At 61.1% G+C, this 11,837-nt stretch carries 12 protein-coding genes and 1 pseudogene; 3 read left to right on the forward strand and 10 right to left on the reverse strand.

Annotation, left to right across the window (positions count from 1 at the left end):
• Nucleotides 1-499 precede the first annotated feature (499 nt).
• Complete coding sequence (locus tag MRBLMA1_RS06735) at nt 500-1,414, reverse strand: IS1595 family transposase (RefSeq protein ID WP_363735756.1); 915 nt, start codon at nt 1,412-1,414, stop codon at nt 500-502.
• A 167-nt stretch (nt 1,415-1,581) separates the two neighbouring features.
• Between MRBLMA1_RS06735 and MRBLMA1_RS06740 the strand changes: the two genes are divergently transcribed.
• On the forward strand, nt 1,582-2,763 hold the full coding sequence (locus MRBLMA1_RS06740; protein ID WP_363735757.1) for a helix-turn-helix transcriptional regulator: 1,182 nt from the start codon (nt 1,582-1,584) through the stop codon (nt 2,761-2,763).
• A 20-nt stretch (nt 2,764-2,783) separates the two neighbouring features.
• Here the strand turns inward: MRBLMA1_RS06740 and MRBLMA1_RS06745 are convergent, their stop codons facing one another.
• Entirely contained in the window at nt 2,784-3,968 is a 1,185-nt protein-coding gene (locus tag MRBLMA1_RS06745; protein WP_363735758.1) for an acyl-CoA dehydrogenase family protein, read from the reverse strand.
• Nucleotides 3,969-4,186: 218 nt separating this feature from the next.
• On the opposite strand from MRBLMA1_RS06745, the gene MRBLMA1_RS06750 reads away from it, so the two are divergent.
• Both MRBLMA1_RS06750 and MRBLMA1_RS06755 read left to right on the forward strand, forming a co-directional pair.
• On the forward strand, nt 4,187-4,816 hold the full coding sequence (locus tag MRBLMA1_RS06750; RefSeq protein ID WP_363735759.1) for a TonB-dependent receptor plug domain-containing protein: 630 nt from the start codon (nt 4,187-4,189) through the stop codon (nt 4,814-4,816).
• 126 nt (nt 4,817-4,942) lie between these two features.
• Nucleotides 4,943-5,182 (forward strand): hypothetical protein, encoded by a 240-nt coding sequence (locus MRBLMA1_RS06755; protein ID WP_363735760.1) that lies wholly within the window; start codon nt 4,943-4,945, stop codon nt 5,180-5,182.
• Nucleotides 5,183-5,188: 6 nt separating this feature from the next.
• Here MRBLMA1_RS06755 and MRBLMA1_RS06760 read toward each other — a convergent pair.
• The 8 genes and pseudogenes from MRBLMA1_RS06760 to MRBLMA1_RS06795 form a co-directional block, all read right to left on the reverse strand.
• A pseudogene (locus MRBLMA1_RS06760) lies at nt 5,189-5,820 on the reverse strand (tyrosine-type recombinase/integrase).
• 153 nt (nt 5,821-5,973) lie between these two features.
• Nucleotides 5,974-6,600: a peptide chain release factor H gene (gene prfH / locus MRBLMA1_RS06765; protein WP_363735761.1), complete on the reverse strand. Its 627-nt coding sequence runs from the start codon at nt 6,598-6,600 to the stop codon at nt 5,974-5,976.
• Nucleotides 6,597-7,706, reverse strand: a complete 1,110-nt coding sequence (locus MRBLMA1_RS06770) for an RNA ligase RtcB family protein (protein ID WP_363735762.1) — start codon at nt 7,704-7,706, stop codon at nt 6,597-6,599. The genes prfH and MRBLMA1_RS06770 overlap by 4 nt, the downstream gene beginning before the upstream one ends.
• Complete coding sequence (locus MRBLMA1_RS06775) at nt 7,703-8,206, reverse strand: hypothetical protein (protein ID WP_363735763.1); 504 nt, start codon at nt 8,204-8,206, stop codon at nt 7,703-7,705. Before MRBLMA1_RS06775 ends, MRBLMA1_RS06770 begins: the two co-directional genes overlap by 4 nt.
• Nucleotides 8,196-8,339, reverse strand: a complete 144-nt coding sequence (locus MRBLMA1_RS06780; RefSeq protein WP_363735764.1) for a hypothetical protein — start codon at nt 8,337-8,339, stop codon at nt 8,196-8,198. The genes MRBLMA1_RS06775 and MRBLMA1_RS06780 overlap by 11 nt, the downstream gene beginning before the upstream one ends.
• Nucleotides 8,340-8,535: 196 nt before the next feature.
• Nucleotides 8,536-9,549, reverse strand: coding sequence for an RNA 3'-terminal phosphate cyclase (gene rtcA / locus MRBLMA1_RS06785; protein WP_363735765.1), 1,014 nt, complete (start codon nt 9,547-9,549; stop codon nt 8,536-8,538).
• On the reverse strand, nt 9,546-10,343 hold the full coding sequence (locus MRBLMA1_RS06790) for a nucleotidyltransferase domain-containing protein (protein ID WP_363735766.1): 798 nt from the start codon (nt 10,341-10,343) through the stop codon (nt 9,546-9,548). The genes rtcA and MRBLMA1_RS06790 overlap by 4 nt, the downstream gene beginning before the upstream one ends.
• 36 nt (nt 10,344-10,379) lie before the next feature.
• Nucleotides 10,380-11,609, reverse strand: coding sequence for an RtcB family protein (locus MRBLMA1_RS06795; protein WP_363735767.1), 1,230 nt, complete (start codon nt 11,607-11,609; stop codon nt 10,380-10,382).
• Nucleotides 11,610-11,837 lie beyond the last annotated feature (228 nt).

Consider the following 11,837-nt stretch of genomic DNA (forward strand, 5'->3'; position numbering starts at 1 on the left):
GATCGCTTCCATCGCCACCTTCGCCTTGAACTCGGCGCTGTAGCGCTTTCTCGTCGTCTTCATTCCCGTCCATTCCTTCAGGTCGGGATGAGCTTATCACCCTGTCCGAATTGCCGACACCACCTCAGTAGAGGTGCCCTGAACCAGGGCATCCATTCTCAATTCAAATGCACCCCATTGTACTACAATACGGCCAATCAATTCCGTTAGGACGCTTGGGATTGGTATTAGCAGCGTTGCCAGCCCATCTCTCAGGTAAGGAACTGCTAGATTGCTCGCAAAGGAGCCGGATGTTACCTTATCCACCATGACGAACGCCGATCAGAAACAACATGACACCTACTCCGAAGCGGAGACGGTGGCCCGTCGAGAGGCGGCGCTCAAAAACATGCTCGCAACCCCCCACAAGCCTCACAGGGCTAGCCGGAAGAAGCGAGTCGAGTCTCAGGAAAAGTAACGCTTCCTTTTCGCCCCGATCTGGCCGGCGATGCGGGCCGTCTTAGGCGGCGAGCTTATCAATCCGCCGATAGGTAAGGCGACGACCTTCGCCGCCCTTGAGGATAATCGCAGCGCGCTCGCCATCCGTCATGTCGCGGGTGTTGTAGCGGAGATCAAACTCAGCCGTGTAGCGGCCAAGATGTGCTTCGCTCATGTGATGATAGGTGCCGATTACGCCACGCTTGAAAATAGAAAAGAAGTTTTCGGCGGTGTTGCTGTGCTTGAAGCCGCCCGTGGCCACATATTCCTTGGCGCTATGGTTCACGGCCGAATGACCTGCAAACTCACGGCCTAAGCGGGTGTAGATCGGCGCTTCGTCCGTCATCAGGTGCGAGGCGCGGTCGATGTGTGAGACGATCAGGCCGCGAACGTCCTTGGCGGTCACATTGGCGACATGGAAACTGCGAACATGGCCATCGCGCTCGACCAGAGCCACGACTGCCTTCTTTGCGGCGGGCTTGCGGGTGGCGCGGTTCTTAGCCTTGCCGCCGACATAGGTTTCATCAGCCTCGACAACGGCGTTGGGGCCTCCGAGCGGACCCGTAGGGGCTGCGCCATCCATAGCTTCGCGGATGCGATGGCAGAGGAACCAAGCTGTCTTATAGGTGACGCCCAGCATGCGCTCCATCTGCTTGGCGCTCATGCCCTTCTTCGAGGCCGCCATAAGGTGTGTGGCTAGTAGCCACTTGTGCAAGGGAACGTGCGAACGCTCCATAACGGTGCCGGTGCGGACGGTGAATTTGTCGCGGCAATCGTTGCACAGGAACATGCCAGCCTGCGTTTTACCTTCCATCCGGCGAACACGGGGCGAACCACAGTGCGGGCAATTGGGTTCACCGCTCCAGCGCGAAGCCTCAATATGAGCCAGCGCCTTGGCTTCATCGTGAAAGATCGGGTCTGTGATGTTCGTTGCCATACAAATGGTATGGCTCAATCACGCTGCTAAGTAAAGTATATAATTGCCGATCGGTTTGGCTGGGGCGCAAGCCAGAAATTATTGATCGCCACCCGGCGAAGCCGTATCGTTCACGCGGAGAAAGAAGGCGACCCGTGGTACAGCGGGCATGCCAGCCAGGAGGAAACATGGCCGAGGCCAGAGACATGCTCGCAAAGATGGATGGCCTGCTGACGACGCTCTACGACGACATTTACGCCGACACGCCATGGACCAAGGCGCAGGAGCTTCTCCGGGTTCGCATGCAGGCAAACAGCGTGTGCCTCCGCATGGTGCAGACGGCCAGCCGGCACCGCGAGCATCTCTTCGCCGCGGGCCCCCTCGTCAACCAGCACACGATCGCCGAATGGGAGAACTGGGCCAATGGCGAGCTGGGCCCAGTGCCGCTCAAGCCCGGCGAGCATTGCGTCGTCGACTGGTCGAACCAAAATCTCGATCCAGCTCTCGCCGACATGCTGAGCCGGTTCGGCACCCGCAGCATGCTGACCATGTGCATCGATAAGTTCGGCGGGATGGAATATTACCTCAACTGCGACCGCGGCTCGACCGCACCGGAGTTCGACACGCAGGACATCGCCTTCTTCCGCATGGCGGGCGGGCATTTCGGCCGCGCGCTGGGACTGCGGCGAAAGCTGGCGACCTATCATGCGTTGAGTCAGTTCAAGTCGCAGGCGCTGGACAGACTGTCGACGGCGATATTCATGATAACGCCGTTGGGCGAGTTCCACGCGCTTAACGAGTCGGCCCAACGCCACGTCGCGGCCGGCGATTTCTTTTTCGCGCGTGACCGGAACCTGCATCTTCATGACCAATATGCCGATCGCAAGCTGCAGGAGTCGATCCGCTCGCTCATCAGGGCCGATGGCGAGCCCAGCTCCCGGATATTGTCCGTCTCGGCGCCGGAAACGGACCGCAAGCTGGACCTCTTGATCGTGGCGATGCCGACACACTCCCTGCTCACCGACAAGAGCGAGACGTGTGCGCTGCTGTTCGTCAGGGACGATATCTGGCTGCGATACGAGGATGTCTCCCTGCTGCAGACCTTGTTCTCTCTGACGCCGACCGAGGCGAAGATCACCATCGACCTCGCCAATGGCCGGAGGATCGATCAGATCAGCACGATGCTCGACATCAGCAAGCATACCGTGCGCGCGCATCTGCGCTCGATCTTCCAGAAGATGGGCATCAACCGGCAGGCGGATGTGGTGCATGTCCTGTCGAACAGCGTGATCCCGCTGGGACGCCGGTCGCCCGCCTTTGCCGCTGGGGGGTGCGGCGGCAAACCAAGGTTGCGTTCCTCGCCCGGCTGAATGGCGCTGGTCGAGCAGCCTCACACGAAGATGTCGTATGGCTCCCCGCCGAGGAGCAGGTCGCCGAAGATCCGCCCGTAGTTGCGATGCTGCGCGGCGGCGTGCTGGCGGCCGGTCAGCATGTTGCGATAGATGCGGCCCATGTTCGACTTGTCGTAGACGCCGCCGCCGCCGGAAAGGGTCAGCATGGCCTCGGCAAGCTTGACGCTGCGGTCGGCGACGCTGGCGCTCTGGAAACGCATCATATGGCGCATCTCGATCGGCGGCATCTCGTTGCGCTCGGCATAGTCGAGCATGATCTCGAAATTGGCGAACATCGACTTCTTCATCTCGTCGATACCGGCCACCGCCGATGCCACCGCGAACTGCGCGTCGGGGTCCTTGGCCGTCTCGCTGCCCATGAACACCTTGTCCTTGGCATAGGCGGTGAACAGATCGACCATGTGCTGCAGCGCGCCGATCTGGCCGCTGGTGATCGCGCGCATGAAGATGAGCTGGTGCGGCATCGCGAACAGGGGATGATGGTTCACCGCCTTGCCGGGATTGTTGCCCGTGAAACCGTCGATGAACCGGTGGGTGCGGTATTCGGGCACGAACGCCCTGTCGACGACGATGTCCTGGCTACCCGTGGCCCTGAGCCCGGTGGTGCGCCAGCTATCGTCGATCTTGGCGTCCTTGCGCGGCAGCAGGAAGGAGCGATAGTCGCTCGGATCGCCGTTGACGAAGCCGCCGAGGAACGTCCAGTCGCAATGGTCGCAGCCGCTCGAATAGGACCAGCGGCCAGAGAACTCGTAGCCGCCTTCGACCGGTGTCGCCTTGCCGCCGGGCATGTAGGGCGAAGCGACGAGCACGGACGTGTCCTGTCCCCATACGTCCTGCGCGGCGCGATCCTCCATCAACCCGATATGAAGGCTGTGGACGCTCAGGATCCCATAAATCCAGGCGACGGACATATCGCCCTCCGCCAGAGCGATCTGCACTTCGGCCAGGGCGCGCTGGCCCAACTCGTATCCGCCCCAGCGCTTGGGCTGGAGGACGCGGAACAGGCCCGCCTCCTTCATTCTGCGAACGGTATCGGAATTGACAACACGGTTCGCCTCGCCCTCCACCGCACGTTCGCGCAACAGCGGGATCAGCGCGCGCGCGCGCGCCACGATCTCCTGTTCATCGACAATGATATCCTGCACATCGAACCGGGACGCCATGGAGCTCTCCTTATTCGGGCATTTGCCCGGTGTTCCCCTTGGATATGGACGGAGAGAAAGGCGTACATCGTCAAAATCAACTATGACGGAACTTGCGTGTTCGGCAGGACCATTTTGCATGTCATCGCGTCGATGCCCGTCTAGTTTGTTCGGGGTATGCGCCGCGACCGCTGGAAAGGCCATCTAAGCGCCGGAACAGATCTTGATGGGAGGGACATGTGGTCAAGCCGCTTCAAAAGGGAATTTCATATGGCTTCGGCGGGATCGCCGTCTTGCTCGCGACCACGGGCCTGGGCGCCGGCGGCGCCGCTGCGGCGCCGCAGACGGACGGAAAGAGCGCCGCCATGCCGGTGGACGATATTGTCGTCACCGCGCGCCGCAAGGAAGAGCGGATCGACAAGGTTCCGGTCTCGGTCAGCGTCGTCAGCTCGGACGTGATCCGGCGGCAGAACCTGACGAGCGTGCAGGATGTCCAGTATCTTGCGCCGTCGCTCAACGTCAGCACCAACACTGCGCGCAGTTCCAACAACTACACGCTGCGCGGTCAAGGCACGACCTACGGCACCGATCCCTCCGTTGTGGCCTATTTCGCGGAGGTGCCGGTGCCCGGCAACGGCAACGGTGCGCTGTTCGACATGGGCAGCGTCCAGGTACTGAACGGTCCGCAGGGCACCCTGTTCGGCCGCAACTCGGTGGGCGGCGCCATCCTCTTTTCGCCTGCCCGCCCGACCAACGAACCGGGCGGCTATGCTCGCGTGGGATATGGAAATTACAGCAATTTCCAGCAGGAGGCGGTCGCCAACGTCCCGCTGATGGACGACAAGCTACTGCTCCGTGCCGGCATCTGACACCGCACCCGCGACGGCTTCACCCGGGAAACCGCGACCGGCCGCGACTATGACAATATCAACGCCACTGCGGGCCGCGTCTCACTTCTCTTCAAGCCCGGCGGCGGGATCGAGAACCTCTTCATCTTGAACTTCAGCGAGAACCGCGAGCATGGCACGGGAACCGTCATCTCGCGCGTCAATCCCGACGGGCTGGCGGCATTCCTCTTCCCGACCTTGCCTGCCATCGCCGCGCAGCAGGCTGTGCTGGGTCCCCGGCACACCGCGCAGACGCCGGGCGTGAGCGACCATCAGCGGATGCTTCAGCTCATCAACACGACGACGATCCCCGTGACCGACTGGCTCCTCGCAGCGACAAGGAGCTAGGCGAGCTTAGATTTCTGTGCCCTCTGCGAGAGTTAAAGCATCCTCCACATCAACTCCGAGGTATCGGACGTGCTTTCGATCTTCGTGTGCCCAAGCAGAATCTGGACCGCGCGGAGATATCCAGTCGCCTTGTAGATGATCGATGCCTTGGTCCGCCGTAGAGAGTGGGTACCATAGTCCTCGCTGGGCAAGCCAATTCCCGTGACCCATTCATCGACCAGGCGGGCATATTGCCTTGTGCTGATGAGGGTTACGTGATCAGTGCGGCTGGGGAATGCAAAGTCCTCCAGGGATCCACACCGCAGTTCGAGCCATTTCAGCAGGCTTGCGCGAGCATCGTCCATCAGTTCAAACTGGACTGGTCTTCCGGTCTTTTGCTGAACGACTGTAGCACGCGTTCGAATTTTCCGATCGCAAACGATATCGCTGATCCTGATTTTCGCCAGATCGCAGCCGCGCAATTTGCTATCGATAGCTAGATCGAAGAGGGCTCGATCCCGAATGCGCCCATGCTGGTCGAGAAAGAAGCGGATCGCCCAAATCTGACGGGGCTTCAACGCCCGCTTCGCGCCGACCTTGCGTCCGGCGTTCCAAGATATTCGCTCCCGGGCGGCGGGATCAAATTCTGATAATCCCATGACACGTCTCCTAGGGCCATGATGGCAGGCATAACGATTCAAAATAGGCCAATCCTCCGCGGCCGATATAGACTCAACGCTTTCCCTCGAAATCTGATTTGCGAATCAGAAGAAGACTGATGCCGCTTCTGCGACACCAGCCTCCCCAATCGTCTATGACGTGCGTTTTGAAATAAATTGCGGACCAGAATAGACGCGCACAGGATTGCCGCGCTCCAGTTGTTTGTGAACAGCCCATTCTGCCTGTCGCCCTTTGGCTTGCGAATGGGCCCGCTGATCCTCGATCAACATCGCCAGCTTCAGTTTCGCCAGTTTCCGATTGGCGTGCTGGGATCGTTGTTCCTGGGCGGTGGCGACGAGGCCCGTGGGGCGATGCGTTGCACGCACAGCGCTGTCGGTCTTGTTCACATGCTGGCCGCCCGGGCCACTGGCCCGCATCGCTTGATAGTCGATATCCTCCTCTCGCAAATCGGCAATCGCATCGGCTTCTGGCGCGACGCTCACGCCGACGAACCAGTTGCGACGCTTGTGATGAGTGCGGAATCGGCTTTCCCCCTTCCACAAGATCGTGCCTACACGCCTGGATGCGAAGGCGCCTGCGCCTTCGCCCGATATTCGAAGCAGGAGCGAAGACGGCAGGCCATCATGGCTTTCGACCAGTTCGCAGGCAACGCCAGCCTCCTTTGCTTCCCGCGCGAAAGCCATGGCCAACTGGGAGACGACCCAGCGGCACTCCTCCGGCCCACTGCCGGAGGTCAGATGAAGGATGATGTCGCTCATGGGCGCCTCGTTTTATAACTGAGCAAGGGACGCAGAAGCGCGATCACTCGGATCAGGCCCGCATCGTGCAGATCGCCAATCACGCCGCCTATATCCTTGTACGCCTGAGGTGCCTCCTCGAAGATCAGTCGCCGATCTTCGCAGATCACCCGACTGCCAAGGTCCGTCCGCTCCAGTTCAGCCGGTCGATAGCGACGGGACAGGCGGGCATGGGCATCCTTGCGGCTCCATTTGCGCCCCGCACCATGGGCAAGGGAATGGAGCGCAACATCGGCGCGATCAGCCAACGGCTCGACCAAATAACTGAAATCCCCGCGCGAACCGGGGATCGCGACGAGGTCCCGATCGGCCGGTGCGGCACCCTTGCGATGCAGCCATCCGCCCTGATGGGGCGTGACGCTGTTGTGGCAGATATCGAGGACGCAACGCCCCTCGAACCCCAGCTTTTCCGCGAAACGCCCGGCGATGATCCGCCGGTTGAGCATGGCCCAGTTTAGGGCCTGATCATGCCGGACGAGATAGGCGAGACCGTCCGGCTGATTGGCTTTCAATCCGGCACTCCCATTCCTGGCCGCATGCGTGGTCAGGATCGCATGCCCCAGCCCACGAGATCCGCTGTGAACCATCATCCACAACCGGTCGCGACCAAGCCCTAGTTCGTCAAAGCGCGCGGAGTCAGCGACATCCTCGATCCGTTGCAACTCGACGAAATGGTTGCCGCCGCCGATGGTACCCAGCGATGGATCGGCCATGGTCGCTGGCAAATCGGCCGCAATGAGCGCTCCTTCGCTATCCCCCTCCCAAGGCGTGTCGAGATCATGCAGCTTCCGTTCCGCCACTCCCAGCTTGAACTTGCGCAGGGCTAGGTCGGTTTCCCATAAGGCCATGCCGCATCCAATGTCGCTGCCGACCAGATGCGGATAGATATGGGTTTCCGACCAGAAGGCTGCGCCGACCGCAATACCGTTGCCGGCATGGAGGTCAGGCAGGCCAACCACGCGCCGGATGCCGTCCAGCTTCGCCGTGGCATGGAGTTGATCAACGGCGAGAGGATCGAGGCGAGCAGGATCATTCGCAATGAGGGTAATGCAGGACTGTTGCATCATGCACCTCCCTTCAATGGAGCATTGGTTTGGCACGCGCGATTGGCGGGCGGTAGCCTATGCCGAAGCTGGACATAGTCCTTCAAAAGCCCATCTTCAGGGTCCACGAAGAACGCGCGGCGCCGGAACCAGCGCCCTTCCCGTTCGAGCACCTCTCCCTCGAACATCCATTCGCCATGACGACCAATGGAGATGCGGGTGAGGACATAATCCTCCAGATGCTGGCGGACATGCATCTTCACCGTGCTACCGGTATCGAGGCCCGCGCAAATCTCGCTGAAGACCATATCCCAAGGCTTGCCACGCCTGCTGCGCAGGAAACGAACAAGCGGCGCAAGATTCTCGTTGAGGCTCTTGGTGTAAGGTGTCCCGATCTTGGCATGGCGCTTTAAGCCTATCTGCTTGATGCCCCGGGAGGCTTTTCCTTTCAGCTTTGCGGAACGTGCGTGACTCGCCCCCCAGCGCGGTCGCTCCACGATGGTCTTGAACATGTCAGCGCGCATGATCGACCTCCTTCCCGTTGGGCAAGGAAGCGGAAACGCTGATGTCGAAATGATTGAAGTTGATCTGGCCCGCGCGGCGCGGGTCAGCAATATGCGTCAGGTGAGCGAAGTCACCTGCAGGGAAATTGCCCATGCAATATCATCCTGAACATTCTGGATAAGAAGAATTTCTGGCTGGCTTGCAGGTGCTGCTCGCATGTCATTCTCCTTTCTACACTCAGGACCGGCCGGGATCGGCTGCGGGCTCAATAGTCGATTCATCATGACTTGGCAACGCGACAATATGCGCGGCCAGCCATGCTCCGCCTGACACGGAACTTGGCTGCACGTTATCGGACGGCCAGCAGATGCGTCCCACCATGTTGCTGGGCGAACCCAAGTCGCCGATCCAGAAAGCGCCCGATCACGTCAATGGCCGTCAGGCTGTGCTGGCTCGGCTTGACCGTGGTAAAGCTGCCCCCGCCCGCAAGGGCAAAGGGAAGGAGTAACTGATCCGCCAGATAGGGGCCGGCAAATGCACTGGATTCCAGGAAGCCAAGCATTCGCCCGACCGCCTTCTTTGCCACGCGTTCGGCCGGCACGCCCAACTGGCCGAATCCGCTAACGATCTCGGTCCCATGCTCGAACTGCGCTTCAAGCAACAGGATATTGCCGGGGCCCTGATCGTCCGGAAGCTCGCGAGCACATGCTTCCCGCTCCGACCAGCCGAGGTCGCGGCGCACGACATTGATTTCGCGCTCTGCAATCTCGAACGGTAGGCCAGCAAACAACGCCTGGCCGCTGACGCCCATCAGGGCTCCGCGCTCTAGGCAGTCGATCGGCCGCAGCGGCGCCGGGCTGATGTCGACCTCGATCCGGCCGCCACCGCGCGGGTAGAAGCCGTGACGGACAAGCCGAGCCTCCACCTTCGGCCCCATGCGATTGATGATCGGCAGGAAGCATTTCGCGATGAAGTCGAACGGCGGCGCCAGCATGTTGTGCGTGCCGCCCTCCAGCACCAGCCGCGACGGCGCATCGGCGAGCAGCAACGGCATCAGCACCGTCTGCAAGACAAGTCCCGTCGATCCTGCCGTGCCGACAGCAAAATGATATTCGCCCGGCACGACGCGGCCGGGCGTGAAGCTGAGCGCGGACGAACCGACATGAAGCCCCTCGCATTCGGCATTGCCGATGACGCACGCGGCTTCCACCGCAGTCACATGCTGGCGCATGAGCCCCGGTTTCGACCGTTTGGCGCGGACATTCTCGATGCGGACGGCCTTGCCGATAACGAGCGAAAGCGCGCACGCATTGCGCACGACCTGCCCGCCCCCTTCGCCTTCCGATCCGTCAATCGTGATCATGTGTCTACCAGTTCGAGAAAGAGGTGATCGGCTGCTGTGACGCCGTCGATATCCAGCCCCCTCTCTGGCAACTCGCCCGCACGCGCTAGTTCTTCGCGGATCAAGTCGTCCAGAGCAGGCACACGGGTTGCATTGCTCAGTTCATTGCTCTGCCGTTTGGCCTCGACCAGCTTCGCCACTTCATCCCGCATGCAGTCAGGCAGTGCGCTCAATTCGACAAGAGCCTGAAGATTCATCGGCGGACGCACATTCCCATTGAGCCTCATGCAACGGATCGCGAGTGCTGGACGAAGGGCATAGAAATACCGCTTCACCGGCACGTCTCCGTGATCCTCCAGCCAGCGTTCAGCCGCATTGCGGCCAAGGTTGGCATAATGATGGGCAAGACCCGGCGCATCCAACAGTTGGTCCGCCAACGCGGCCAGCGGGGCCACGGCCGAATGAACGGGTCGATAGCGGATCGGGCTTTCAATCCATTCGCTGACCACCGCGTTCGACTTGAGAAGGAGACCCAGCGCCTTGCGTATGTCCCATCCGTTCAGATCGATGTCGTCCTCGATCGGCGTCTCGATCACATCACGTCCCGGTTTCAGCGAAAGATACCATGCGCGCGGCCGCACATAGATGAAGCGCACGTCATAATCGCTGTCGGGCGAGGGGAAGCCCCATGCGCGTGAACCGGACTCGACCGCCAGCAAGATCCGCACATCATGCGCCTCTTCAATGGCGGTCAGCCGCGTCTCGATCTCGCGCCGAACGGCCAGGGCAATGCTCTGATTGGTGACGGTCTGCATGATGATTCTCATTTGGAAGCAGTGCGCGCCAAAGGTTCAGCCTTTGACGCACACCACCTGTTTCAACGTATGGACGATCTCCACCAGATCGGCCTGGGCGGCCATCACGGCTTCGATCGGCTTGTAGGCCTTGGGCGTTTCGTCGATGACGCTCTCATCCTTGCGGCACTCGACGCCCGCGGTATCGGCGATATGCTCGTCGAGCGAGACCAACTTTTTGGCCTGGGTCCGGGACATCACGCGTCCCGCGCCATGGCTGCAGCTCTCGAACGATTCCGCATTGCCGAGACCACGCACGATAAACGATTTCGCGCCCATCGAGCCCGGGATGATGCCCATCGTGCCCCTCGCCGCGCGCACCGCACCCTTGCGGGTCACGAGCACATTCTGGCCGAAATGGTTCTCCCGCGTCACATAGTTGTGATGGCAGTTCACCGCTTCGAGCTCGGCGTCGAAAGGCTTGGCGATCTGGCCGCGAAGCGCCCGGATCACATTGGTCATCATCATCCTGCGGTTCAGCGCCGCGAAGTCCTGCGCCCACTCGACCGCCTCGACATAGTCGTCGAAATGGTCGGTCCCTTCCGGGAAGTAGGCCAGATCCTCGTCGGGCAGGTTGATGAACCACTTACGCATGTCCTGCCTGGCCAGTTCGATGAAGAACGTGCCGATCGCATTCCCCACGCCGCGCGAACCCGAATGGAGCATGATCCACACGCGCTGCTCGGTATCGAGGCACAGCTCGATGAAGTGGTTGCCGGTCCCCAGCGTGCCCAGGTGGGTAAGCTGGTTCGTGTTCTTGAACCGCGGATATTTCGCCGTGATCCGGTCGAACCGTTCCACGAGCGTCGCCCAGGCGTCCACGATCTCAACCGGCGGTGCGCCCCACGAGCCATGATCGCGCTGGCCGCGACCGACCGAACGGCCGTGCGGCACCGCCTGCTCGATGGCCGAACGGATGCCCTCCAGATTGTCCGGCAGGTCGCTCGCCATCAGCGACGTGCGCGCCGCCATCATGCCGCAGCCAATGTCCACACCCACGGCCGCCGGGATCACCGCGCCCTTGGTCGGGATCACCGAACCAACGGTCGCGCCGATGCCGACATGTACGTCCGGCATGACCGCCACATGCTTGAACAGGAAGGGCATTCGCGCCGCCTTGCGGAGCTGCTCATGCGCCTTCTCGTCGACCGGCACGCCGCGCGTCCACAGCTTGACCGGCTTACCGCCTTCGACATGCTGAATATCGTAAGTCCTGCTCTCGGTCATTTCGACCTCCCTTATCTATTCATGGTGCCGGCGACGAGTTTTGGCGAGACATCCCGGAGCATCCTGGCCGGATTGCTCCGGAGCAGATTCGAACCGCTCGGCCTTTCGGCCTTACCCGTGTAGTCCCGCCGGCATTCGCCAGCTCAAATTTCGGTGCCATGGCGACGAGGTTTTGACAGACTTCTCTCCGTCCTTGCGGACGGTCCCTGTGCTACCGTTACACTACGG

The organism is Sphingobium sp. LMA1-1-1.1 (genome assembly GCF_040676365.1).
Lineage (GTDB): Bacteria > Pseudomonadota > Alphaproteobacteria > Sphingomonadales > Sphingomonadaceae > Sphingobium.